This is a genomic window from Candidatus Paceibacterota bacterium (assembly GCA_028716825.1).
Taxonomy (GTDB): domain Bacteria; phylum Patescibacteriota; class Minisyncoccia; order Minisyncoccales.
Genome location: JAQUPA010000001.1, coordinates 59,164 through 84,474, shown reverse-complemented (window position 1 = coordinate 84,474; position 25,311 = coordinate 59,164). Strand labels below are relative to the sequence as shown.

Below are 25,311 nucleotides of genomic sequence, written 5' to 3'. Positions count from 1 at the left end.
TCTATTTTTTTGCTTTTAATACCTAAAGATGCAACTCTCTTAAAATAACCAGCGAGGTAAATACAAATTATCGGGTGAACTTTAAAGTTTTTTAATCTTAAAATAAGTGTTTTTTTATCTTCGTGAAGTTCGGGGACTAATTCTCCTATGTCCCAATAATGCTCTTTCCATAAACGCGGTGATTCTTCTGCTATTTTTGATATTGAAACAAAGAACTTCATAAAGATTTTTATAATAAAAGAAAAACTTGGTGCATTCCACCCCATTTCTTCTATCTCTTTATCGCTCCATCCGAAAGTATCTTTCATTAAAATTAAAGAAATTGCTCGCAAGCCGATGGGATACCAATCTGTTTTCTTGGGATTATCATAATTTATCTGATATCCTAAATCTTTTACAATATTTTTTAACCTCTCTAATCCTTTTTCGCCTTCTTTTTTAAGAACGTAACTTGCGTCAGTATGAAACACAACACCTCTTATTTTACCCTCGATCTTCAATAAATCATCTAATTCTTTTTTGTTGATATTTGCCATAATTTTGAGCGGAGCGAAAAATTAATGTCTCGACTCCATAATTTTATTGAGTAACGCAAAATAAAATTCATACGGAGCTCCATAATTTTATTAAGTTTTAATTACTTATTAATTTACCACAAAATTTTAATATTACCAACTAATTTTAAATTTATGGTTTTTACTTCCTCTAAAAGTGCATTCTGTCTCTTCTACTTTAAGATTCTTATTGTCTTTCACGATATAGGAAAAAAGTTGGTAAATCACACCCTCGATTTGTCTGCAATAAAGAGGATGTGGATTGAAATCTTCTATTTTTAAAATTATCGTCTTTTTTTTATCGTCAAATTTCTCTATCGTTAGTTTCCCTGTGTTAGAAAAATATTTCCGCCAAATAGCAGGCCCTTTCTCTTGAATGCTCTTTAAAGAAATAACGTGTCTTAAAAATAACTTTATAATCAAGGAAACTTTTGCGCCTTCTTTACCAAAATCTCTTAATCCATCGTCATTGAAATTAAATTCGTACTTTAAAATTAAAGTGGCTAAAACCGAAAGATACAAAGGATAATATTTAAAAGAAGCTATTTTATCATAACGAAATTCCTCGCCTATTATATTTGAAATTTCATCTTCTATTCTTTTTAAATCATCTTTTCCAAACCTATCAAGGAAAAAACGTTTATCTTCAAGGAGAGCTATACCGTTAATTTCCCCTTTAATCTTAAAAAGTTTTTCAATTTCCTCTTTTGGTATTTTCATAATTTTTAAAAAGATTTCGCAGAAAGATTAATTGCTTTTTTTATTTGTTTATCTAAACTATCTGGTAATCCCTTAATGTCTATATTTAAAAAACCGCGAATAATCATTGCTGTTGCGTCTTTTCGCGAGACTCCCCGCGCCATTAAATATTCAATCTCTTCCTCGTTGATTTTACCAACAGCGGCCTCGTGAGACAAGTCAGAACCAATCGTTCTCCCTTCAAGCTCTGGAATTGCATCTATTTCACCTTCTTTTTTTAATATTAATCCTTTACATTCAAGATGGGCTTTGGTTTCTGGAAATTCTCCTATAAGCTTCCCTCGCGAAATTATCTTACCCCCCTTACTTAAAGCACGAGCGATAATTTCTGCTCTTGTCTTTTTTGCGCCCAAAAAAACACCCGAACCAACATCCAAAAGAGTTTTTTTTGGTGCAACTAAAATTGAACTAAAACGACAAACAGCCCCTTTCCCATTAAGATACGCCATTGGATACATTTGAAGATCCTTTACTTCTTTTAAGCAAATATAATTTGAAATAAATTGTGCATTTTCTTCAAGAAAAGCTCCTGTTCTTGGACGAACAATCGTGTCTTTTGCCCAATTATGAATCATTGTAAAAGAAATAGCGGCGTTTCTCTTTATAAAAAATTCTGAGATTCCAACATGCATTCCAGAATAAATTTGTGGAGCAATTGTGCACCCAGTAATGATATTTAAAGAGGATCCTTCTTCAGCAATTATAATATTATGGACTCGTTGATGAATATTTCTGGTCTTGATGTAAAGACAGGCCTGGACAGGAATTTTAGCCTTAACTCCTTTTTTTGCCCTGATAAAATATCCTTCCTGCTTATAACGCAAAATTTCTTTTGTGTATTCGTCTTTGTTTTTTCTCACCGCCTTCCAAATATATTTTTTAAGCCAAGAATATCTTTTAAGAGCAAGAGAAGTTGGTATTACCTCAACGCCTTCATTCCTGCAACTTGAGTAACTAGCTTTATTGTCTATTTGAATAAAACTTCCGCATCTTGTTTTCTCTAAGATATCAAAGCCAACTTTCTCTACTCCTTTAATTTCTTTTCTTAATGATGTTTTGGAGTTTTTCTGTGACATGTTTTACAATTTTTATAACCGACTTTTTTTATTGTTGCCAAGACATCTCTTGGATTACCAAAACAAGTAATTCTGCCATTTACCATTACCAAACCCTTATCTGATTTGAAATATTTTAAAATTTCTCCACTATGAGTAATTATTAACGCAGACTTTTTTTTATCTTTTAAAAAGTTAGCAAGAGATTTGCCAATAACATTAATATTTTCAACATCCACTCCTGACTCTGGCTCATCCAGTAAAAGAAAATCTGGCGCCTGAGATAAAACCTGAAATATTTCTCCCCTTTTAATTTCTCCCCCAGACATTCCTTTATTTATTTCTCTTTCTAAAAATTGACTAACTTTTAAAGTATTTGCCAGTTTTTCTAATTCTTTTTTAGAAATTTTAGAATATGAGTCAATAAAATTTTTAAAACTTAATCCATCAATAGTTGGAGGCCTCTGAAAAGAAATACCAATCCCCAGTTTTGCTCGTCTGTCTGGAGAAAGTCTTGAAATATCTTTTCCTTTAAAGATAATTTTACCTTGAGCTTTGTACCTTGGAAAACCCAAAATCGCCATCAGTAAAGTGGTTTTTCCAGATCCATTTGGCCCAAAAATTGTATAAACCTTGCCCTTGGGAATTTCTAAATTTATTCCTTTAATAACTTCCTTACCAGCTGTTTTCACTTTTAAATTTTTTATTTTAAGCATGGTTATATCTCATAGAAAGACTCTAATGCACTTTTTACCGGCTTTGCAATGTCTAAAGAAAATAACTCCTCAAGAGTAACCCATTTATAATCTGAATGTTCATAATTGATTTTTATATCATTATTATCAATTTTACAACGATAAGGATAAATTATCCTTTTAAAATCTCCATCTTCAAATAAGTAAGGTTCTTTTTTTTCGATTTCTTTACAATCCTCAATGCCGATTTCTTCAATAAGACCCCTTTTAAAACATTTGTCTGGTGTTTCATTTTCTTTCATTTTCTCAGCAACAATACACCATTTTTTAGGATACCATTTTTCGTTTGAGTTTCTTTTTAAAAGTAGAATTTTACCTTTTTTGTCTTCAATAACAGCTGAAATATTTTTTATCATAAATCATTTTTGATCTTTAAGTTTTTTAATTTCTCTTTCAACCTCTCCTCTTATCTCGTCTGGAATTGGAATTTCATGTCCTTTAGGACTGATACCAGGATACCGCCATGCAGAAATAATTACTCTTTTGCCGTTTTTTAAAAGAGCGTACATTGTCCAAATTTCATGAGGTCTTTTTTTTGAACCTGCACGCTGCATCATAGCAATTGTAAATGGCGCAATCCCTTTTTCGGTCCTGTTGGGATATCTTAAAACTCTTTTCACTCTCTGCTCGGAAAGTCCGTAATATTTCATTTTTTCAACTGAATGCTTTGTCCAAGAAAAATTATCTGTTTCTTTTGGAATTTTGAAGCTCAACATTTAATTATTTTATAATTCCCCAATGATTCTCTTTTGCTATTTTCAATAATTTCTCATCCGGGCTTACCACAACAGGGTTTCCTGCCATTTTTAGCATAGGCAAATCTCTTATATCGTCAGAATAGGAAAAGCTTTCTTTAAAATCAACATTCAATTTTTCTTTTTTAATAATTCCTTTAATTCTTTTAACCTTCCCTTTACTCCAAGGAAGCGGAGGAATAATTTTACCTGTGAAGCGATTATTTTTTACTTCTAATATTGAACCAACAACAAAATTAAAATTCAAATATTTTTTTACTATCTCTAAAAAATCTTGAGGAGCATTTGAAGCAAGAATTGTAATATCTCCCCTCTTTTGGTGCCATTTCAATCTGCTAAGAGTTTCTTTTTTAATTGTTGGTAAAAGATATTCCCTCCAGATTGTTTTCAAGATATCTTTTCCCTTCTCCACGCTCAATCCTTTCACTAATATCTTAGGAATATCTTTTGCCCAGGCCTGAAAACATTTTTTCTGCGAGATTATCTTTAGTTTATAAAAATAGTAAAGAAGCATATGATAGACAAGGTACCAAATGCTTGAGAAAATTCTTCTTTTTTTCTTAAAATTGTGTTTTAAAAGCGCTGTCCAAAGATGGCCATCAATCAATGTTCCGTCAAAATCAAAAATAGCTAGCCTGACTTTTTTTGTTTGGTTCATAATTAAATTAGGATTTTTTGATTTTTGCAAATTTCCTCTTCCCTACCTGAACTACCATGTTATTTTTGATTTCAATTATTCCTTTCCAGTTTTTTTCTACTTTTCCATCTATTTTCATACCACCCTGCGAAATAACTCTTTTTGCTTCTTTTTTTGAACTTACTAACTTTAAAGCAAAAAGTAAATCAAGCGGAGGATAAGTTTTTTGAACTATTACAAAAATTGGCATTTTTGTTGGATTTTTTTTATCTTTAAAAACATTATTAAATTCTTTTTCTGCCTTTCCTGCTGCTTTCTCTCCATGATACATTGTTACAATCTCTTTCGCTAATTTTACTTTAGCGTCGCGAGGATTAAGGTTAAGTTTATAAACTTGATTTCTTATGCCTTCAATTTCTTCTAAGGGCACGTCCGTGAGTAATTTAAAATAATGCCAAATCATTATATCAGGAATTGACATTATTTTGCTGTACATTTTCTCCGCTGGTTCCGTAATTCCAATATAATTTTTAAAAGACTTGCTCATCTTCCTTGAACCATCTATCCCTAGTAAAAGAGGAACTGTCATTATATCTTGCTGAGATTGATCATATTTTTTCTGAACTTTACGTCCCATTAAAAGATTAAATTTCTGGTCTGTTCCTCCCAGTTCTAGGTCTGCTTTCAGTGCTACAGAATCGTAACCTTGAAGTAAAGGATATGTTAGTTCTAACATAGTAATATCTACATCTTTTTTTATCCTTTTTTGAAAATCATCTCTTTCCATTAATCTTGCTAATGTGAACCGGGATGACAAATCAGTTAAAAAACTGGCAGGACTTTTTTCATACCATTCGCTATTATATCTTAATTCAACTTTTTTCATGTCCAAGATTTTCGCGGCCTGTTTCTTGTAGTCCTCCATATTCTTTTTGATCTCCCTTTCACTCAATGGTTTCCGTGCTTCTGATCTTCCCGATGGATCACCAACCATAGCTGTAAAATCTCCAATTAAAAAGATGATTTTATGCCCCATTTCTTGAAATTGTTTTAATTTTCGCAAAGCTATCGAATGACCTAAATGTAAATCGGGCGAAGTGGGGTCAATACCAAACTTAACCCTTAATTTTTTGCCATCTTTTAATCTTTTTTCAAGATGACTTTTCACAATCACCTCTTCAATTCCCCTTTCTAAAAGTTCCTTAATTTTTTGATTTTTTGTCATGATTAATAATTTTATCAGATTGGACCTGAGGGGAGTCGAACCCCTAACCTCCTCGATGCCATCGAGGCGCGCTAACCAGTTGCGCCACAGGCCCTTATTATTTATAAATTCTAACAAATTTTTTAACCTAAAAAAAGCAAAAAGGTAGTTTCCTACCTTTTCACCTGCTTTTTGGACCTACCGAGAACTACGAATTCCTCTTAAAAGCATCTTTATTAAAGATAACGAGAATACTATTGCCAGTAATGCATAAGATACCGTCAAGAAGATTCGCCACCAGCTAAAGGTTGAAATGTAATAATAAGCAATAATTGCGATTATAACCAAGCTAATTACTAGAATAACCGCTAAAAAAGCTTTCTTCTTTTGATCTGCTATGACGATCGTAAAAAGGCCCAAAATACAGATAGCTGCTAAAATAATCCATGCTAGCAACCTAAACACCTCCTTTCAAAGAGCACAAAAAACTTAAAGTTGCTAATATTTATTACATTATACATAAAATTTTTATCTGTAAAAATAAGAGCCGGCGCATGCGCCGGCCCCAAAAGAATTATAGGTATCCTATCACCTCCTGATAGTCATACTGCGGTAAACTCAACTTCACCTCCAGTCTTTCAGCTTCGCTCTCAGAAAGACAACAAGGTAACTCTCCGTCATCCTTGCACATCGCGAAAACAAAATGAACTTTATATTTTTGATTTGTGATCTCGTCTCTCAGTTTATCTGTTTCCGCAACAAGGCAAAAATAGAGGTTACCAGTCTCTATTATGAAAGAAGAATCCTTGGGAAGAAATTCCACCTCCTTAAAACCTACCATCGAAATCTTCGAAATAAGTTGGGAGACAATTTTCTCCCATTCTTCTTTATCTCGATAGCCCAAACGACAAAGAACGTCTGCCACCTTGGAAAGTTCATAACTATCCTTCACAACTATTGCTCCTTTCTTACACTAAAAAAGCTAAAGTACCGCATTATATTTACACTTTGGCTCTAAAAAAGTCAATATTAAATTTTATTTGCTTTAAGATTCTAAAATCTGTAAAAATTTACTCGTTTGATTCTTGCATTTTTTTGTATTTCAGTTCAACTTGCTTACCTCTCTCTTTTTCTAATGATTCTAAAAAATCTTCTAGGGTATTTTTAATATTTGAATCAAGATCGCTAGATCCTCTACCCTCTTTTGCAGCTTTATAGGCGCCCTCTATAGCTATTTCTAATTTTTCTTTTTGATCTTCTAAACTCTCTGAACCTGTCTCCTCTTCTACTTTCCTGAAAAGATTAAAATTTTCTACCATAAGTTTTATATTTTATTTTAAAAACCTTTTTTATATATTAACACAAAACAATAAAAAAAATCATTTTTTATTGAATAAACTTAGGACTTTGAGAATTTAAATCAGTGCCCCTAGAAGGAGTCTCTCGAAATTTATTTTTTTGAAATTTCGAGGATCTTCCGATTTTATCGAGAATTCTTGACTTTCTAAACGAAAGTCGGAACTCGATTTTCTAATTCCGCTGCGGGAAAGAAAATCGGGAGAACCATCGGTTTTATGCCCCCACTGCGAATTGAACGCAGATTTGCTCCTTAGGAGGGAGCCGTTCTATCCGTTGAACTACAGGGGCAAATAGGTTTATTTTTTTGCTTGTAAATTTTTTTCTTCTTTGGTTTTCCCTTCTTTCCCTTTTGTTAGGTTTGATACAAAATTTATTTGGTTATTCGGAATATAATGCAAATTGTCTTTATCGTCTCTTAGCAAAGTTCTCCGTAAAGTGAAATTCTCAACCTTGCCCTCGAAACCTCCTATCTTAACTTTATCCCCCTTCCTAAATTGATCTTCTACTAAAATAAAAGTACCAGAGACAAAATCTTTTACCAAGCTCTGCGAACCAAATCCAACAGCAAGACCCACAATTCCAGCACCCGCAACAAAAGGAGCAAGATTAATACCGATTTCATCTAAAATCAATAAAAACCCAGTAAAGATAATAACGATTTTTAAAGCAGTGGTTAATGTCTGATGTAGTGTTTGTGTTCTTTTTTGAAGAGCTTCTTTATCTCTTTTCCTATATTTTCTTTTCATCATTTTCATTATCCAGATTTCGCCAAAAGTCTTTATTAAAATATAAGCAATAATGCCTCCAACAATAATAAATCCAATCTTCAACATTGGAATTTTTTCAATATATTTTAAAACCTCAGATATAAGTTGTGAAAAATTCATCATTTTACTTTTTATTTTTTAAATAATTATAAGCTGATAAAGCGGCTTTCGCTCCCTCACCCGCTGCTATAATATATTGTTTATAAGAAATATCAGTAACATCCCCCGCTGCAAAGATTCCTTCTTCTGAGGTCTCTAATGTCTTTGGATTTATTATGATTTCTTTCCGCTCATTTATCTCTAAAGAGTCTTCTGCGAAATCACTATTTGGGAACTGTCCTACTTTCACAAATATTCCAGAAACATTTAATTGTTTCTCTTGCCCTTCCTTTTTATCAAAATATATAATTTTTTCAACAAAATTCTCTCCTTTTATCTTTTTTAATTCAACATTAAAAATAATTTCTACATTTCCTTTTTTTTCTAATCTTTTTGCTAAAAATTCATCTCCAACTAATTTGTTTTTAATTTCCAAAACACAAACTTTATTTGTATAGCTCGCAAGTTCTTCTGCGGCTTCAAGGCCTGCATTTCCGCTTCCAACAACAACAACATCCTTCTCTTTTAAAAAAGGTCCATCGCAAGTTTCACAGAAAGAAACTCCTTTCCCTTCAAATTCTTTAGCGCCCGGAACATCTAACTTTCTAGGGCTTGCACCACTAGCAATAATAATAACTTTTGAAATAAACTTTTTTCCGTCTTCTGTTGCAATTTGGAAATTATTATCTTCTATCCTCTCTATTTTCTTTACAAAAAACCCTTCTTTAATTTCAATATTCGAAGAAAAATTTAATAAATGTTCTTTTAATTTTGCGGAAAGATTAATGCCGGAAATTTCTTTAAAGCCCGGATAATTTTCAACTTTGGGTGAGTCAAAAATTTGACCCTCAAGATCTTTTGTTAACAAAATTACTTTCAAGTTTTTTCTTGCGCAATATATTCCTGCTGCAACGCCAGCAGGTCCGCCACCGATAATAATTACATCATACATAATTTTCTTTTTTATCCTGATAACTAATTGCCTCTGCAAGATGTTCTTTTGCGATATTATCTTTACCATCAAGGTCTGCAATAGTACGAGAAACTTTCAACACTTTATGATAACTTCTTGGCGATAAATTTAATTTTTGCATCGCCATTCTTAAAAGATCTTCTGAGGCATTATCTATTTTACAATATTCTTTTATTTTTGGGATACTAATATCACTATTTATAAAACCTCTTTTTTGTTGAATTTCTCTGGCGAGTTCAACTCTTTCTCTTATTTTTTTGCTCTCTTCTGCAACTTTTCCTGAAGACAATTTATCAAAACCAATTCGTGGAACTTCAATTTTAATATCAATCCTATCTAAAATTGGCCCTGACAACTTTCGCTGGTATCGTAATATTTGAGAAGAAGTACAATTACATTCTTTTTGCGAATCATTTAAAAATCCGCAAGGACAAGGGTTTGAGGCTGCAACTAAAGTAAAATTTGCAGGGAATAAAAGAGTTTCTGTAGCACGAGACACCTGAACAATTCCATCTTCCATGGGCTGGCGCAAAGCTTCAATCACGTCTCTATGAAATTCTGGGAATTCATCTAAAAACAAAACTCCACGATGGGCTAAAGTAATTTCCCCCGGCTTAATCTTCGAGCCACCGCCGATTAAAGCCGCTGTTGACGAAGAATGGTGTGGAGCCCTAAAGGGTCTTTCTTCTAAGATTGGTTGTTTTGAAGATAAAAGTCCTGCAACGCTATAAATTTTTGTTATCTCTAAAATTTCGTTTTTGTCTAAACGAGGAAGAATCGACGGTAGGGCGCGAGATAAAAGAGTTTTCCCTCCTCCTGGAGGCCCTGACAAAAAGATATTATGCCCTCCAGCCGCTGCAATCTCAAAAGCTCTTTTTGCACGATCCTGCCCTTTAATATAAGCAAAATCTATGTCGGTTTTTAAAACAGGATTAATTTCTTCTGCGCCATTCCCTATTTTTATATATTCTTTTTCTTCTTTTTCTAAAGTTTTTAAAAGTTCGTCCAAATTATTTACTGACAAAATTTTAAGCCCTTCAACCAACTCTGCTTCTTTTTCATTTTCCTTTGGTAAGACCAGTGTTTTTAATTTTTCTTTTGCCAAAGAAGCAATGGGTAAAATGCCATTTGTTTTACGCAAAGTGCCGTCCAAAGAAAGTTCACCGATAAATAATTTATCAGATACATCAATATTTTTCATTTGACCAGAGGCCAGAAGAAAACCAACTGCAATTGCAAGATCATATCCTGGCCCTTGTTTTTTTATATCAGCAGGGGCCAAGTTTACAGTAATTCTCCTATTATGATGCTGAGGTGGTTTTGCGCCTGTATTTTTAACAGCTGAAGACACTCTTTCTTTTGATTCCTCAACTGCTTTATCTCCTAAGCCAACAATAGAAAAACTATGGAGACCGGGAGAAAAATCAACTTCAACTTCAATTGGAATAGCCTCCAGTCCAATTATCGCTGATGAAAATAATTTTATAGCCATAAAAAATATCTTAAAACTTAAATCCTTTATCTTAAATCCAAATGTTAAATCTTAAATCTTTTTACAATTGTTACATTTAACATTTCGGATATGGTTTTGAGTTATAGGATATAACATTTGAGATTATTATTCTATATAACTTGCTGCAATTAATGTTCCGGGACCAGAATTTGCGCCGACAATTAAAGGTACCATACTCACAAAAATGACTCTTGCCTGAAGTTTTCTTTCTATTTTTTCTTTTAACCAAAAAGCTGTGTCCTTATTATCTGTATAATTTATTCCAACTATCAATCTTTTTGATTGCTTTTTTGCCCTTTTAGTTTCTTTTTTTAATTGATGAAAAACTGCTTTATAATTTTTTGTAGTCCAGAAATTAAATCCCACAAGACCTACCTCTTCTCTTTTTATGCCGATAATCGGCATCACTCCAAATAATTTCAAAAATTTAAATCCGAAAGCTCTTTTTTTAGAAATTCTTCCTATCTTTTCTACCCAATAAGTTGTTTCAAGAAAAGCAAACATTTTTATTCTTTTTTTTACAGTCTCTAATTCATTTTTAATTTTCTTTAAATCTTTTTTTTCTTTAATTAGATTAATTGCTTTTATAACAAGAAGCCCCTCTGCGGCAACGGCTGAAAATGAATCTACTATATTAATTTTAGAAGGAATGGATATTAATTTTTTTGCTTGATTCGCGGTATTAAAAGCGCCGGAAAGCTTAGAGCTTATTGTAATTACAACAATTTTCTCATTTATCTTAAGGGCTTTATTATAAGACTTAAGAAACTGCCCAGGCGAGGGTGCTGAAGTTTTAGGATAAGCTTTCGTTTCTTTCATTATTTGATATATATCCTTTTCGGGTTGTTTTTTAAGTTCTTCAAAAAACAATCTCATTTTTACGATCTCTATTCTGTTTTTTTTCAAAAATTCTTCTGGTAAAGAACAAACATCATCTGCAACAACTCCAATTTTGTTTTGGGATTTTTTATTTCTTAATTCTTTTTTTATCTTTTTTTCCAATACCATTTAGGTTCTCTCCCTTTTAACATTGGGATAAATCTTGATTTTTGCTTAAAGAAAATCGGAATCGCAGACAAAAAACATAACCAAAAATATTGAGGAACTAAAATATAGCTTATAATTGGTAAAAATAAATTAGCCATAAACTGACCCAAAAATAAATAGCCCGAAAAAATTATATAGAGAATACAAACAGAAACCCAGGGTAAAAATAAATAATAAAAATTCAAAACACCCAAAATCCCGCTCATTGAAGCAATTGCTTTCCCGCCCGCGAAACTTCCATCTTTGATTTTAAAATAAGCAGAATAACAGTGACCCAAAACAACACCAAAACCACAAAAAGTGATTGCTAAAATAGAATAATCGCCAAGATTTAAATTTTTAACAATATATACAGGCAATGCTCCTTTTAAAACATCTCCCAGAAGAACTAAAAAGAATAAATAAAACTTCCCTGTAGCTCTGGAAGTGTTCATAGCCCCAACATTACCAGTTCCCTCTTTTCTTATATCCTTGTCTGTAAATTTCTTTGTCACAAAATAAGCCGTCGGGAAAGAACCGATAAAATACGATAATAAAAAAATTATAAATAAATAAATTATTTCAATCATGTTTTTTGTTTGTTATTAACTCTCTCTACTTCCCCATCCTCCTTTCTCTTTTTGAGAAGTTCTTTATGATTTTCTCAAACTCTTTTGGGGTGAATGCAGGAAAAAGGGTTTTTGTAAAGTAAAGCTGGGAGTATGCTGTATCCCACATCATAAATCCTGCTGACATGTGTGGATCTTCTTCACATCCTGTGCGTATTACAAGATCTACCGGTGGAAGATCTTTTGTCCAAAGATGGTTTTTTATTGTATCTTTGTTTATTTTTTTTATACCTTTCTTTGATATCTCTTCTACGCAGTTTATCATTTCATCTGTTCCATTGTAAGCTAGGAGGAAAGTTAGAACATGTTTGTTGAAGGTACGGGTTTTTGCTATAAGTTCTTTTATTACTGCTTGAGTTTTCCCTGGGGTAATGTCTATCCATCTGCCAAAAACATTAACCCTTACTTTATTTTGAAAAGTCCTTTCATCATCAAGCACTCTTCTAAATTGCTCTTCCAAAACATTAAATAAATAATCAATTTCTTTCTCCGACCTCTTAGTTAAATTATCCCAGGAAGCGGTCCAGAAAGTAAAATATTTAATGCCCATATCTCTGGCTTTCTCTAAAATTTTCTCTAACGTTTTAATGCCTCTCCTGTGACCTCTTTGCGGCGAAATACCTCTCCTCCTTGCCCACCTTCTGTTGCCGTCTGGGATAATTACAATGTGATTTATTTTGCTTTTCATAATTTTTAATTAATGATTGTCCATGCAGCAATTAAAGTACCCGGTCCTACATGAACCCCGATAACAGGACTTACCAAATTTATATACGGAACTTCTGCTTTAATCTCTTTTAGTTTCTTCCTCAACTTTTCTGCCTCTTCTTTGTTATCGCAGTGATTAATGATTACTCTTATCTTCTTACCCGAACTTCTTGCTTTTCTTGAGGTTCTTTTTATTTTCTTAAAAACAGCTGTTGATAAATCCTTAACTCCAAAACAAATTCCTCCTTTTTCAATCTTTCCTTTCTTCACCGTGATTAAAGGACGAATACCTATTTTTTGCATTCTTTTTACCCAAACAGCCTGAGAATGACTCATTCTCCCGCCAGATTCTAACCATTTCGGATCTTCAACAACGCCATACAAATAAATATTGGGAATTAAATTTTTTAGTTTCTTTATAATTTCGCCACAATCTCTTTTTTCTCCGTTTAGCTCTATCGCTCTTAAAATAAAAAGAGCAAGCCCCGCACTAACATTTAAAGAATCAAAAATGAAAACCTTTGCGGGATTTGGCATTATTTGTTTTGCTTGATTAGCAGAATTAAATGCGCCCGAGAGCTTTGAGGATAGTGAAATCGAAATAATTTCTGCGTTTTTTGGCAATTTTTTAAACTCCTTCTGAAAAATATCCCGAAATTTTTTAGGAGAAGCCTGAGATGTTTTTGGAAGAGACTTAATTCCTTTTTTGTCAGCTTCTCTCATTTTTTGATAAATATTATCTCCAGATAATTTTTCTCCCTCTGGCCAATCTATAATGTGATTTACAAAACCAAGCCTGTATTTATCAATTATCTTTTGTGGCATATCAGAAGTTTCTTCAACAACAATACCAATCGAACTTTCTTTTACGGAAATCTCTCCTGCAACTTCCTTTGCTATGTCTTCTGTTCTTAAGTTCTGAATTTCTCCCGCATCCCTTGCTATTTTCTTTACTTCATCCGGATCATCAGTATGAACATGAACTTTTGTTTTGTCTTGTACTTCCAAAATTTCAATGGAATCACCAATTTTTTCAAGCCTATTTGCTAATTCTTCTCTTTTTATTCTCTGGTTCTTAATTAAAAAAACAACTTCGTACCTAAAAGAGATTGTTTGTACAAACTTTCTTACTTTTTCGGACGATCTCTCTTCTTCTTCTCTAAGCTCGCTACCCTCAAGAGCATCAACATAGCTTTCAAGTATTATAAGATATCCAAGTCCACCTGCATCAACTACATTTGCTTTTTTAAAAACTTCCATTTTATCACGGGTCGCAAGTAAAGCTTCATTTGCCATTTTTGTTGCCTTCTTAAAAAGAGATACTATGTCTTTATCTTTCTTTGATTCTTTTTCAATGGTCTCTGCGGCAGCGTCAATTACATCAAGAATTGTGCCGTCTTTTGGATCTTGAATTGACTGCCTCGCTTTAATGGCTCCTTCTCTCATGGCTGTTGATAATTTTTCAGCATTGATTGGATTTCTGTTCTGAAAAGCCGGCAAAAATCCGGCCAAAAATCCGGTATAAATTACACCGGCATTCCCTTGAGCTGCCTCAAGCGCACCATCAAGTGCGGCATTTGCAAGTTCATCTAAATCTTTAAATTTTTTATTTTCAATTGATTCTTTAATTCCTCCAAGCGTCTTTGCTAAGTTGCCACCCGTGTCCTGATCCGGTACGGGAAAAACATTAATCTTGTTAATTTTTTCTTTGTTTTTTTCAATTCTTTCCTGGGAAAAAAATATCATCTTCCTTAACTCTTTTTTTGTAATATTATCCATAAAAATTTTATTGTGATTTTGATTTTATCACCTTATCATAAAAATTTAAAGATTTAGAGGCAATCTTGAGCCAGGAATATTTCTCCGCCTCTATTCTACCCCAATTACCAAGGCTTTCTCTTAATTCTTTATTCTGAATTAATCTCTCTAACTTTTCTGATAATCCTTTAATATTCTTTGGTTCTACAAGAAAATCCTTTCCTTTTGCAACTAAAACTTCTTTATAGCCCGCATTGGAAAAAGCCACTACCGGTTTTCCTGAGGCCATAGCCTCAAGTAAAACTATTCCAAAAGCTTCTCCGAATATCGCAGGAAAACAACAAATATCAGCTGTCCTGTAATATCTTGGTAACTCTTCGTTTGTAGCCTCGCCCTCAAAAAAAACATCCTGAATTTTTCTATACTCTGCAAATCTCTCCATTTTTTTCCTATCAAAACCATCACCCACAACTATTAATCTTATGTCTTTATATTTTGCTTTCAAAATTTCAAAAGCTTTTAAAAGATAAATCAATCCCTTCCTCTCTTCAATTCTGCCAACAAAAAGAATGTTTATTTTATCATCGCAGAATTTTTTTATTTTCTCGCCCTCTGGAGAAAAATTTTTAAGGTCGATGCCGTTTGGTATAATTTCAGATATACCATTATACCTTATTTGCTTTGAAACTGGCTCAGATACAGTAATTAACGCGTCAAACTTTGGCAAAAAATAACTACTAAAAAATCCTGATAATATCTTGAGCATTCTTGAAGCATCCCAAAAAGCATGCAAAGTTAAAACGTTCAAAGCCCTTTTTCCTTTTATTTTTCTTGAAGCCCTTAATACCTGCCAAGGCAAAAAAATCCCAAAGTTTTGAAAATGTAAAACATCAAAATCCTCTTTTTCTAAGTTTTTTTTAATATTTCTGGTGTTAAACTCTAAGCTTAGATTCGCTTTTGAAGCATTACCAGGAAGATAAACTGACCTACCAAATAAAATTTCGTCTTTCTTTCCATTCTTAGATGATTTATCTTTGGCATAAATTATTTTTACTTCATGCCCTCTTTTTTCATATTCTTTTTTTAAAGCTAAAATATGATTTTGAACGCCCCCGGGATATGTCATTGGATGAGCAGAAACAAAACAAATTTTCATTTTTACTATTTCTTTGTTATTAACTTATACAAAAAATAAAAAAATAAGATAACCAAAATAGCTAGAACAAAAGTAACCCATCCAAAAACTTCTCCAATAGCAACGCCTGACAAAGTTAATATAGAAACAATAACACCTGCTATAAAAACGCCAATTGTAATCAAAGGAAAAGCGACTTTAAAAGGTAACCCTAATAAAAAAGCAGCGACCGCTCCTGTCCAACCACCAGTTATTGGAAGTGGTATTGCGACAAACAAAGTAAGCCCTAACTTCTCGTAATTTTTAATTTTGGGGGAAACTTTTTTTCTAGTTTTTTCAAAAAGCCAATTGAAAAATCTATCAAAAAACTTTGAATTCTTTCGCAAAAATTTAGAAACAGGTTCTAAAAATAATAAGATCAAGGCAACGGGAATTAAATTTCCAAAAAAAGCAATGCAAAAAACTTTCCAAAAAGAAAGACCAAAAATTGCAACGCCAGTTGGAATAGCTCCTCTAAGTTCCGAAATTGGCGCCATCGCTAAAAGAAAAACTAAAAACTCTGGAGGGAAAATCATAAAATTATTTAATCCCGACAATTTTTTTAATGGTGGCAACAATTTCTGGATTTGCAAGAGTTGAAAGATCTCCAAGTTCCTCGCCTGTAAAAAATCTCTTTAGAATTCTTCTCATTATTTTACCGCTCCTTGTTTTTGGCAAATCAGGAACAAAATAAATTTCTTTGGGCAGCGAGATAGGACCAATACTTTTCATTACCTCGCCCGTAACTTCCTTTTTAAGTTCTTCACTCACCTTTATATCTTTCCAGCCCAAGGCTGGTCCGCCCTTGGAGGATAAAACAACAAATGCTACAGGAACCTCACCTTTAATCTCGTCTGGCATACCCACAACCGCACATTCAATAAAGTGTTTGTTTTTTGTAATCGCATTTTCTATCTCTCCGGTTGAGACTCTATGTCCTGCAACCTTAATAACATCATCCACTCTGCCAACAATTCTCACAAGACCATCTTTGTCACGATACGCTCCATCGCTTGTAAAGTAAATTTTATCTCCATACTCTGCCCAATAAGTTTCAACATATTTTTTGTGATTCTTATAAACTCCTCGCAACATACCTGGTGTAAAGGGCGGTAAGATAACAAGATTACCCTCTTTGTTTTTGGGTAAAGATTTTCCTTTATCGTCTAAAATATCAATTTTAACGCCTGGCAATGGAAGTCCTGTAAAGGTGGGCTTGAAGGGTCCAATGCCCGGTAAAGAAGTTACTAAAATTCCACCTGTCTCTGTCTGCCACCAAGTATCAAGTAAAGGACAATTCTTCTTGCCAACTTCTTCAAAATACCAATTCCATGCCTTTTCGTTAATTGGTTCACCTACTGAAACTATAATTTGCAGAGTTTGTAATTTTTGTTTTATCTTTTTTATTTGTTTCTGAAACATTCTTATTGCGGTAGGAGCAGTATAGAAAGTTGTAACTCCATGCTCTTCAATCACATCACACCACCTTTCTGGATAAGGCCAGTTGGGCAAACCTTCAAATAAAACAAAAGTTGCACCATTTAATAACGGTCCATAGCATGAATATGTATGCCCTGTAATCCAGCCAATGTCTGCTGTTGACCAAAAAATATCATCATCCCTTAGGTCAAAAATCAATTTTGAAGTAAGATAAGCCTGAACGGTAAAGCCACCGCAAGTATGAACTATTCCTTTTGGCTTACCGGTTGAACCTGAAGTATAAAGAATAAACTGCAAATCCTCGCTATCCATTTGAACCGGTTCGCAATAGTCACTCTCCCCTTTCATAAGATCCTTCCACCAATAATCTTTTCCTTTCTTTATAGAAACATTATTGCCTGCTCTTTTTACTACTATTACTTTTTTAACTTTTGTTTTTTTAATTCCTTCATCAGCATTCTTTTTTAAATCTATAACTTGGCCTGATCTATAATATCCATCAGCGGTAATTAATAACTTCGCTCCTGTGTCTTGTAATCTCACCTGTAAGGCCTGGGAGGAAAAAGCCGAAAAAACAACTGTGTGTACAGCTCCAATTCTTGCGCAAGCAAGCATTGAAATTAAAACCTCGGGTATCATTGGCAAATAAATTCCAACCCTATCTCCCTTCTTAACCCCCATTTTTCTTAAGGCATTGGCGCACCTGTTTACCGCCCTATAAAGTTCATAATAAGTAAGAATTCTTGGTGTTTCTTCAAAGGGCTCGGGCTCCCAGATTAATGCAACCTTATTTCTTCTTTCTGCAAGATTTCTATCCAGTGCATTTTCTGTAATGTTTAATTTCCCGCCCGAGAACCAGCTAAAATAAGGGGGCTTGTGCGAGAAAGTTTTATTCCATTTTTTCTGCCATAAAATTTCATTTGCTGCTTCTTCCCAAAATTTAATCGGATTTTTTAATGACTTTTTATAAATTTCTTTGTTTTTGATAATCGCTCTTTTTTTAAAATCAGAACTTGGAAAATAGAGACCGCCCTTCTTTGTTAACATATTTTTTTGTTTATTATTTAAAATTAAGGTTTGACTTGCGACTTTTTAAATATTAAAATTATAAATCATTATATCAGAATTATATTTATGCTCCAAATAAGAATACATGGAAGAGGAGGACAGGGTGGTAAAACCGCAGCTGAGATTTTAGCTACCGGGGCAATAAGATCAGATAAATATGCAAAAAGTTTCCCTGAATTCGGCCCCGAGAGAACCGGCGCTCCTGTCCAATACTATACAAAAATATCTAATGAGGAAATAAAAAGCAACCAGCCAATAATAGATCCTGATGTTGTTGTAGTTTTGGACGATACCTTAATTGGGCTTGTTAATTTTACAGATGGACTCAAAGAAAAAGGTATTTTAGTTTTTAATTCTTCAATGCCAGAGGAAAAAATCAAAGAAAATTTCGGAAAATATAAAATTTTTGTTGTGGACGCGACAAAAATTTCTTTTGACCTTTTCCAAAAAAACCTTCCAAACGTTCCTATGCTTGGATCTATATTAAAGGCAACAAATGTTTTGGATCTTGATACAATAAAAGAAGAAGTTAAAGAAAAATTTTCATTTCTGCCAGAAGATATATTAGAAAAAAATATAAAAGCCCTTGAGAAGGGTTATAACCAAATTCACCCCATTAAATAATTGTTTTAGCAGTTCCCGCTCCGCGGGATTTAACGGGGTAAAGAAATCTAAAAAATGGAAAAACAAAAAATAAAAAAATCTGAAAATCCTTTACCGATAAAAACAAAAATTGCCGCGTGGATAACTATAATATATGGATTTTTTTTCCTTGCCTTAATTTTAAAAGGAGAATTAACAATAATCGCGGGCCTTATTTATTTTATTATATCTTTAATTTGTGGTATTTTCTTATTAAAAAAGAAAAAAATAGCGTGGTATGGAACATTATTTTATGTTCTAACAATAGGGTTATTTCTTTTATTGAACTTCTTCTATATATTAAAAGACTATTTAAAAAATTCTATAGCTATAAAAATTATCTTACTATCTTTTTTAGTTATATATCTTATTCCCATTACCTTTCTGCTTTTAGATCGAAAAAAAATCTTTAAAGCTGTAAAATAAAATATGGAAAAACCAAATTTACCAATTTTGCCAGCAGGCACAAGCAAAAAATTCAAAACAGGTTCCTGGAAATCGCAAAGACCGGAAATAGACAATGAAAAATGCATCCGTTGCCAACAATGCGTAAAATCCTGTCCTGAAAATTCCCTTTCTTTGGATAAAGAAAAAAATGAGATAAAATTTAATCCTGACTTTTGCAAGGGCTGCGGAATTTGCTCTGAAAAATGTCCCGCTGGAGCAATTAAAATGATTGAAGAATAACTCAGAACTCAAATCCTATATCCAATATCCACATGTCAAATCCGAAATCTAATAATATTCGTTACCGATCATACAAATTTTCATTGGATATTATCAATTTTGTAAAAGATTTTCCCAAAAACAAAGTTTATTTAATTTTTACAGATCAATTATTGAGGAGTGCTACATCAATAGGAGCAAATTTAATTGAAGCAAAATCTGCAAGCTCTAAGAAAGATTTTTCAAGATTTTACGAAATTGCTCTAAGAAGCTGTAACGAGACAATTTACTGGCTTTGTCTTCTAAGAGATGGTAAATTAATAACTGAGAAAAAATTAGAACCATTAATAAAAGAATCAAACGAAATTAGCAAGATGATCGCCTCGAGCTTAATAACTATAAGAGGCAAAAAATAGATTTAACATTTAAGATTTAGTTTTAAGTTATAGGATTTAACATTTAACATATTTATGAATATTAAACCTTTATCTGGAGCACAAGCTGGTGCTGAGGCTTTGCGTCAAATTGGAATTGAAGTTTTTCCAGTATATCCCATAACTCCCCAATCTCCGATTGCAGAAGGCTTTGCAAAAATAGTAGCAAACGGAGATTCAGACGCTGAGCTTATTAATGTAGAATCCGAGCACTCTGCAATGTCAGCGGCAGTGGGTGCAGCGGCAGCGGGAGTAAAAACTGCGACAGCAACCTCTTCTCAAGGTCTTGCTTTAATGTCAGAAATTGTTTATGTCGCCTCGGGTCTTCGCCTACCAATCCTAATGCCAGTTGCAAACAGGGCCTTATCCGCTCCAATTAACATTCACTGCGATCATTCAGATACAATGATGGTAAGAGATTCTGGGTGGATTCAAATATATGCAGAAAGCGCTCAGGAATTTTACGAAAATTTAATTTTGGCGTTTAAAGTTGCAAAAAATGAAAATGTTTTATTGCCAGCCATGGTAATGATTGACGGCTTTATAACAACTCACCAAATAGAAAGGGTAAAATTATTTGAAGATAGCGTAATAAAAAACTTTCTTGGAAGTTATAAACCGCCTTATAATCTGCTTGATATTAAAAATCCAACATTAGTAGGTCCTTTTTCAATGCCAGATTCATATTTTGAATTCAAAATTTCACAGGAAGAAGCAATGGAAAATGCAAGAGAAATTTTAGTAAAAGAAGGAGAAGAGTTAAAAAAGATAACGGGAAATAGCTATAATTATTTTGAAAAATACCAGCTTGATGATGCAGAATATGCAATTGTTGTAATGTCCTCCACTGCAGGAACTGCAAAAGCACAAATAGATAAATTAAGAAAAAAGGGAGAAAAAGTAGGACTTTTAAAACCACGTATTTTCAGGCCTTTCCCATACGAAGAAATAAAAAAAGCTTTAACTGGCAAGAAAGCAATAGCAGTTCTTGATAGGTCCCTTTCTTTTGGAGCTAATCCCCCGCTTTATGCAGAGATAAAACAAGCACTTGGAAATAAAATCCCAATGCAAAAATATGTCTTTGGTCTTGGAGGAAGAAATATTTACGATAAAGATATTAAAAAAGTTTTTAAAGAATTAAAAGAAGGGAAGGTTGATAACAAAATCAAATGGATCAAGTAAAAAAACTAATAGCATAAAACAAATAACTAATAACATGGCTGAAGTAAAAAAGAATAATCCAAAATATTCACCAGGAGGAAGAACTTGTGCGGGATGCGCAATCCCTTTAATTGTAAATAATGTTTTATCCCAAACAGAAAAACCCATTGTCGCTGGCGTCGCAACAGGGTGCCTTGAAGTTACCTCAACCATATATCCATATAATGCCTGGAATATCCCCTGCATACATAACGCCTTTGAAAATGTTGCCTCAACTATTGCAGGTGTTGAAAGTGCTTTTAAATACAGAAAGAAAAATGGCTTTGAAGAGAAAATAAAGTTTGTTGCTTTTGCCGGGGATGGGGGCGCATATGATATTGGCTTTCAGGCAATCTCGGGAGCATTTGAACGGGGCCATGATTTTACCTTGGTAGTTTATGATAACGAAGGGTACCAAAATACTGGCGGGCAAAGATCAGGGGCCACCCCCCTGGGGGCTGACACAACTACAACGCCAGCCGGAAAAGTAAAAAAGGGCAAAGAAGAACAAAGAAAAAATTTAACAGAAATCTTGGTCGCACACAGAAGCCCTTATGTTGCGCAGGCCGCAATCCATGACCTTGAGGATTTAAAGAAAAAAGCAAAAAAAGCAATTGAGACCAAAGGGCCAACAGCATTAATTATACTTGCCCCCTGCACAACAATCTGGGGATTCCCACCCGCAAAAACGCTTGAAATTTCAAAACTTGCAACAGAAACAAACTTCTGGCCTTTATATGAAGTTGAAAATGGAAAATATATAGTAAATATAAAACCAGCAAAAGAAAAACCAATTAAAGAATTTATAAACCAGCAAAAAAGATTTGCTCACTTGAAAGATTATCCTGAAAAAATAGAAGAACTCCAAAAAATCGTAAATAAAGAATGGAAGAGACTATTAAAGCTTGAAGAAAAAAAATAAAACTCATAAAGAGAAATTTTCTTAAATGAAAAGGGCGCCACTGAATTGACAGTAGCGCCCACGGGCATAAATACCTCGAAGTTCAACCTCCTAACCTTTGCTTCCAATGTTCTGCGACATCTCTTGCTTTCTTTGCAGCAATGCCGATGTAGAGAGACGGATCTGAAAGGATCTGCCGTTGATATGGCGTCATCTTCTCAAGATACACTTTCATCTCTGTGTCATCGGCAAAAACCTCTTGGAGCGGCCGTTTCTCGCTTTGAGCCTGCAGTGTGAGTATCCTCACTTTCTCATGGGCATCAGGATGTCCCAACGCTGCAAGGATGATATAGAGAGGCTCTGCAACCACCAACCCTTCCTGTATGGCAAGGTTTCGCTCCAGGTTAGCACGATCAACTGTAAGCTTTTTCATCGTGCGCGTCAGGCGCTTTGCCATTGAAACCACGTAGGTGATAACCTCGCCATAAGTCCGTGCAGACGCAGAGTTGGTAAGGTCGCGCTGATGCTCACTGATCTGATCCATAAACACCGTCACGATGCGGGGCATAACAATCTCCCATAAGCTCTTAACGTTCTCGAAGTTGATGGGATTGCGTTTCTGCGGCATGGTGGAAGATCCAACCTGCGCCGCTTCAAACTCCTCACCCACCTCTCCGATCTCCGTCCGCTGGAGATGCCGCATATCATCGGCCAAGTTGGCCAGTACTCCTGCCGCGATCGTAACTTCGCAGAAAAGCCGAGTCAGAGGTTCGGGTGGCACAATCTGCGTTGAGTGCCCAGCTGGCTTAAGGTCTAACTCGGCGAGCACTTTGGCCTCAAAGTCCTCGGGGTCATCGAAGAAAAGCGACGAAGCATTATATGCTCCGACTGCTCCCGAGAACTTCCCAGGAAGCTCAGAAGAAAGCTTTTTCAACTTCTCAATTGACCCGCCCAGGCGACTCACATAGCCGGCGATCGCGAATCCGAAAGTAATCGGAACTGCATGCTGGCCGTGCGTCCTACCAACCTGTACTGTCTCGGCTTCGCGAAGTGCAATCGCGATGAGAACCTCTTCCAAGTTCATGAGTGTTGGAAGAAGTACGTCCTTAACGACCTCCTGGTAACGAACAGCGTTTGCTGAATCAACGATGTCATACGAGGTTGCCGTCATATGAACGTATGGCTTCGTTTTCTCGCTCACCTTGGCGCGGATACAGTTTACGAGGGCACGGATGTCGTGACGAATTCGATCTTCTTCGTCATACACCTCAGCGGTCCTCACCTTACTACAAGCCGACTCGATTTCTTGGACAGCGGCTTTTGAGCAGATACCTTGACGATGAAGCACCTTTGCAAGCGCAAGCTCTACTAGAAGTTTGTAAGTGGTGAACCCATTCTCGGAGAGATACCTCGCCACTTCCTCGTCCCAGTATCGATAGTCAATCGGCGAAAGACTGTCAAAAATGTCTCTTGATCTCATTTTAACCTCCTAAATATCTTATTCTTCTACGGCTTTACGGGAAATATATAAAGGTCCACTTAAAGACCAAAATCAAAGAACATTGTTTGGATTTTAGAATATAGCACAAAATAATCTTCTGTCAATTTCTTTCTATAAAATAAAGAAAAGTAATTTATATTGAAAAAACCCTTTGCAGGGTTTTTCAATGATGAGCTCACCTCCTTATTAGATATTATCTGGATTTCTCCAGACCTCTTTGGCGACCAGTATAAGATCGCACTCAAAGATTTTACACCCGCTATTCAGCTTTCTTTCCTGGGCCTTGACCATTTTCTTGGCCCTTTGGATTGCTGCTTCTTCGTTTTCCGCCCTTATACTTCTGACAGAAATATCAGACAGGTGAAAATCTTTACAGCTGGGAATTGTCTGGTAACGGAAAGTATAGAAATACCTATCCATCTTTGCCTCCTTAAATAAAAAGATTTTGGGAATTTCCCAAAATCGCTATATATATTATTAACAAAAAAACCTAAGATTGTCAAATAAAAATTCGTATTAAAAAAGTTATTTCTTAGAACCACAGCTAAAGCATACTCCTCTATGACAACAGATTGTACCACCGCATTTTTTGCAGGTCCATTTTTTCTTTTCTTTTTGTATAAATTTTCTTACTCCAAATTTTTTAATATATAAAAGGTTTTCAATCTCGCTCATATTGTATTTTGTTCTGTATCTTTTATCCAAATGCTTTATTCTCTTGCAGGGAAAATCTTTGCACAAAAAACAAAAGCCAGAGCTTGTCTCTTTAAGCTTTTTGCAATTTTTAATCCTGCACTTTACGCGGGAAATAGAATTTTTTGGGGTAATATATCTACAGCCAAGGCATTTATTTTTTTCTCGCAAATATGCCATACAAATATTGCAATTCATCCCGCACGGCGCAATGAGTTTAGTTTTCATTTTTGCCATGGTTTTTCTCTTTAATGACGGCAAGAATAATCCCGATGATTAAAATAATCAAGAAAATCGGAATTAAAAAATAAGGTATTCTTGGCATAGCCGAACCAAAACCACAACCACCATCAAGAACACAGTTACTCCCGGCATCCATTAAAGGATTATAAATATATCCCAATACTCCTATAACAATCATTATAATACCAATTTTTTGTCTTCTCATAGATTTATTTTCGCTTTATTCGTGATTCATGATTCATCATTCTCCTAACCCACTCATTCTAACAAAATCGCGGAAATATTTAAACAAAAATTTGTAAATTGGCTGTCTAATTTTATTTTTTCAATTTTCAGCAATCCTTGCCTTTACCTATCGCCAAATTATCCAAATTATTGAGAAAATAACAAACGATATAATGGCAAGGCCGATCCACGGAAAATAGACGCTAAACCAAAGAAATATATTCTTTTTTCTTTGCTTCAAATCTTCATTAATTTCTTTTTTCAAGGCTTTTGCTGAATCAACACCAGTCTGATTTAATTCATAAAGATATAGAAATAATCCACTCGGTATAAGCAATAATAAAATTGTAAGAAGAGTTTTTGTAAAATCATTAACCGGAATTAACTCTTTGTTAAAAGTTGCAACTATAAGCAAGGTTGCTGACAATGTACTAACAATTATTGAGAAATTCAAACGACCTAATACCGATTCTTTAAATAAATGAAATAATTCTTCTTTTCTTTTTCTTGCATTATAATCATCTTGATTCATAAATTTTTACTCCTTAATTAAATAAATTTTCTAGTTTTTTG

General features: G+C 34.1%; 31 protein-coding genes and 2 tRNA genes. 6 read left to right on the top strand and 27 right to left on the bottom strand.

Annotation, left to right across the window (positions count from 1 at the left end):
* The 22 genes from PHI88_00490 to acs form a co-directional block, all read right to left on the bottom strand.
* On the bottom strand, positions 1-536 hold a 536-nt coding region (locus tag PHI88_00490; protein MDD5551631.1), incomplete at its 3' end, for a hypothetical protein.
* A 132-nt stretch (positions 537-668) separates the two neighbouring features.
* A complete protein-coding gene (locus PHI88_00485) occupies positions 669-1,274 on the bottom strand; it encodes a hypothetical protein (GenBank protein ID MDD5551630.1) in 606 nt (201 codons plus the stop codon).
* 5 nt (positions 1,275-1,279) lie between these two features.
* The gene (locus tag PHI88_00480; GenBank protein ID MDD5551629.1) at positions 1,280-2,389 is read right to left on the bottom strand and encodes a SufD family Fe-S cluster assembly protein; all 1,110 of its coding nucleotides are present in this window, start codon (positions 2,387-2,389) and stop codon (positions 1,280-1,282) included.
* A complete protein-coding gene (locus PHI88_00475) occupies positions 2,359-3,084 on the bottom strand; it encodes an ABC transporter ATP-binding protein (protein ID MDD5551628.1) in 726 nt (241 codons plus the stop codon). The genes PHI88_00480 and PHI88_00475 overlap by 31 nt, the downstream gene beginning before the upstream one ends.
* A gap of 2 nt (positions 3,085-3,086) precedes the next feature.
* Entirely contained in the window at positions 3,087-3,479 is a 393-nt protein-coding gene (locus tag PHI88_00470; GenBank protein ID MDD5551627.1) for an NUDIX domain-containing protein, read from the bottom strand.
* A 3-nt stretch (positions 3,480-3,482) separates the two neighbouring features.
* Positions 3,483-3,839: a hypothetical protein gene (locus tag PHI88_00465; protein MDD5551626.1), complete on the bottom strand. Its 357-nt coding sequence runs from the start codon at positions 3,837-3,839 to the stop codon at positions 3,483-3,485.
* A 4-nt stretch (positions 3,840-3,843) separates the two neighbouring features.
* Complete coding sequence (locus PHI88_00460) at positions 3,844-4,536, bottom strand: HAD-IB family hydrolase (GenBank protein MDD5551625.1); 693 nt, start codon at positions 4,534-4,536, stop codon at positions 3,844-3,846.
* Positions 4,537-4,543: 7 nt separating this feature from the next.
* Positions 4,544-5,740: a tyrosine--tRNA ligase gene (tyrS, locus tag PHI88_00455; protein MDD5551624.1), complete on the bottom strand. Its 1,197-nt coding sequence runs from the start codon at positions 5,738-5,740 to the stop codon at positions 4,544-4,546.
* 20 nt (positions 5,741-5,760) lie between these two features.
* Positions 5,761-5,834, bottom strand: a tRNA-Ala gene (locus tag PHI88_00450).
* 459 nt (positions 5,835-6,293) lie between these two features.
* On the bottom strand, positions 6,294-6,671 hold the full coding sequence (locus PHI88_00445) for a hypothetical protein (protein MDD5551623.1): 378 nt from the start codon (positions 6,669-6,671) through the stop codon (positions 6,294-6,296).
* Between the two features lie 118 nt (positions 6,672-6,789).
* Positions 6,790-7,038 (bottom strand): hypothetical protein, encoded by a 249-nt coding sequence (locus PHI88_00440; protein ID MDD5551622.1) that lies wholly within the window; start codon positions 7,036-7,038, stop codon positions 6,790-6,792.
* Positions 7,039-7,294: 256 nt separating this feature from the next.
* Positions 7,295-7,366: transfer RNA gene (locus PHI88_00435), tRNA-Arg, on the bottom strand.
* 8 nt (positions 7,367-7,374) lie between these two features.
* The gene (locus tag PHI88_00430; protein MDD5551621.1) at positions 7,375-7,968 is read right to left on the bottom strand and encodes a mechanosensitive ion channel; all 594 of its coding nucleotides are present in this window, start codon (positions 7,966-7,968) and stop codon (positions 7,375-7,377) included.
* 1 nt (position 7,969) lies between these two features.
* Positions 7,970-8,896 (bottom strand): FAD-dependent oxidoreductase, encoded by a 927-nt coding sequence (locus tag PHI88_00425; protein ID MDD5551620.1) that lies wholly within the window; start codon positions 8,894-8,896, stop codon positions 7,970-7,972.
* Positions 8,889-10,409: a YifB family Mg chelatase-like AAA ATPase gene (locus PHI88_00420; GenBank protein MDD5551619.1), complete on the bottom strand. Its 1,521-nt coding sequence runs from the start codon at positions 10,407-10,409 to the stop codon at positions 8,889-8,891. The genes PHI88_00425 and PHI88_00420 overlap by 8 nt, the downstream gene beginning before the upstream one ends.
* 126 nt (positions 10,410-10,535) lie before the next feature.
* Positions 10,536-11,438: a DegV family protein gene (locus PHI88_00415; GenBank protein ID MDD5551618.1), complete on the bottom strand. Its 903-nt coding sequence runs from the start codon at positions 11,436-11,438 to the stop codon at positions 10,536-10,538.
* Positions 11,417-12,046: a glycerol-3-phosphate acyltransferase gene (locus tag PHI88_00410; protein ID MDD5551617.1), complete on the bottom strand. Its 630-nt coding sequence runs from the start codon at positions 12,044-12,046 to the stop codon at positions 11,417-11,419. The genes PHI88_00415 and PHI88_00410 overlap by 22 nt, the downstream gene beginning before the upstream one ends.
* A gap of 25 nt (positions 12,047-12,071) precedes the next feature.
* Positions 12,072-12,773: a polyprenyl diphosphate synthase gene (gene uppS, locus PHI88_00405; GenBank protein MDD5551616.1), complete on the bottom strand. Its 702-nt coding sequence runs from the start codon at positions 12,771-12,773 to the stop codon at positions 12,072-12,074.
* 5 nt (positions 12,774-12,778) lie between these two features.
* Positions 12,779-14,572, bottom strand: coding sequence for a DegV family protein (locus tag PHI88_00400; protein ID MDD5551615.1), 1,794 nt, complete (start codon positions 14,570-14,572; stop codon positions 12,779-12,781).
* A 7-nt stretch (positions 14,573-14,579) separates the two neighbouring features.
* Positions 14,580-15,707: a glycosyltransferase family 4 protein gene (locus PHI88_00395; GenBank protein MDD5551614.1), complete on the bottom strand. Its 1,128-nt coding sequence runs from the start codon at positions 15,705-15,707 to the stop codon at positions 14,580-14,582.
* Positions 15,708-15,712: 5 nt separating this feature from the next.
* Positions 15,713-16,261: a small multi-drug export protein gene (locus PHI88_00390; protein ID MDD5551613.1), complete on the bottom strand. Its 549-nt coding sequence runs from the start codon at positions 16,259-16,261 to the stop codon at positions 15,713-15,715.
* A 4-nt stretch (positions 16,262-16,265) separates the two neighbouring features.
* Positions 16,266-18,212 carry an acetate--CoA ligase gene (gene acs / locus PHI88_00385; protein ID MDD5551612.1) on the bottom strand — a complete coding sequence of 649 codons (1,947 nt, stop codon included), beginning with the start codon at positions 18,210-18,212 and terminating at the stop codon, positions 16,266-16,268.
* 87 nt (positions 18,213-18,299) lie between these two features.
* On the opposite strand from acs, the gene PHI88_00380 reads away from it, so the two are divergent.
* From PHI88_00380 to PHI88_00355, 6 genes are read left to right on the top strand one after another with little or no spacing between them, the layout of a single operon-like run.
* Positions 18,300-18,857, top strand: a complete 558-nt coding sequence (locus PHI88_00380; GenBank protein ID MDD5551611.1) for a 2-oxoacid:acceptor oxidoreductase family protein — start codon at positions 18,300-18,302, stop codon at positions 18,855-18,857.
* A 54-nt stretch (positions 18,858-18,911) separates the two neighbouring features.
* Entirely contained in the window at positions 18,912-19,301 is a 390-nt protein-coding gene (locus PHI88_00375) for a hypothetical protein (protein ID MDD5551610.1), read from the top strand.
* Positions 19,302-19,304: 3 nt separating this feature from the next.
* Complete coding sequence (locus PHI88_00370) at positions 19,305-19,562, top strand: 4Fe-4S binding protein (GenBank protein MDD5551609.1); 258 nt, start codon at positions 19,305-19,307, stop codon at positions 19,560-19,562.
* A gap of 32 nt (positions 19,563-19,594) precedes the next feature.
* Positions 19,595-19,957 carry a four helix bundle protein gene (locus PHI88_00365; protein MDD5551608.1) on the top strand — a complete coding sequence of 121 codons (363 nt, stop codon included), beginning with the start codon at positions 19,595-19,597 and terminating at the stop codon, positions 19,955-19,957.
* 54 nt (positions 19,958-20,011) lie between these two features.
* A complete protein-coding gene (porA, locus tag PHI88_00360) occupies positions 20,012-21,157 on the top strand; it encodes a pyruvate ferredoxin oxidoreductase (protein MDD5551607.1) in 1,146 nt (381 codons plus the stop codon).
* 34 nt (positions 21,158-21,191) lie between these two features.
* A complete protein-coding gene (locus PHI88_00355) occupies positions 21,192-22,097 on the top strand; it encodes a thiamine pyrophosphate-dependent enzyme (protein ID MDD5551606.1) in 906 nt (301 codons plus the stop codon).
* An 82-nt stretch (positions 22,098-22,179) separates the two neighbouring features.
* On the opposite strand, the gene PHI88_00350 is transcribed toward PHI88_00355, so the two are convergent.
* The 5 genes from PHI88_00350 to PHI88_00330 form a co-directional block, all read right to left on the bottom strand.
* Positions 22,180-23,556, bottom strand: a complete 1,377-nt coding sequence (locus tag PHI88_00350; protein ID MDD5551605.1) for a lyase family protein — start codon at positions 23,554-23,556, stop codon at positions 22,180-22,182.
* 207 nt (positions 23,557-23,763) lie between these two features.
* The gene (locus PHI88_00345) at positions 23,764-23,997 is read right to left on the bottom strand and encodes a hypothetical protein (GenBank protein ID MDD5551604.1); all 234 of its coding nucleotides are present in this window, start codon (positions 23,995-23,997) and stop codon (positions 23,764-23,766) included.
* Between the two features lie 105 nt (positions 23,998-24,102).
* Complete coding sequence (locus PHI88_00340) at positions 24,103-24,498, bottom strand: DUF3795 domain-containing protein (protein ID MDD5551603.1); 396 nt, start codon at positions 24,496-24,498, stop codon at positions 24,103-24,105.
* On the bottom strand, positions 24,488-24,718 hold the full coding sequence (locus PHI88_00335; GenBank protein ID MDD5551602.1) for a hypothetical protein: 231 nt from the start codon (positions 24,716-24,718) through the stop codon (positions 24,488-24,490). The genes PHI88_00340 and PHI88_00335 overlap by 11 nt, the downstream gene beginning before the upstream one ends.
* Before the next feature lie 147 nt (positions 24,719-24,865).
* A complete protein-coding gene (locus tag PHI88_00330) occupies positions 24,866-25,270 on the bottom strand; it encodes a hypothetical protein (protein MDD5551601.1) in 405 nt (134 codons plus the stop codon).
* Between the last annotated feature and the right edge of the window lie 41 nt (positions 25,271-25,311).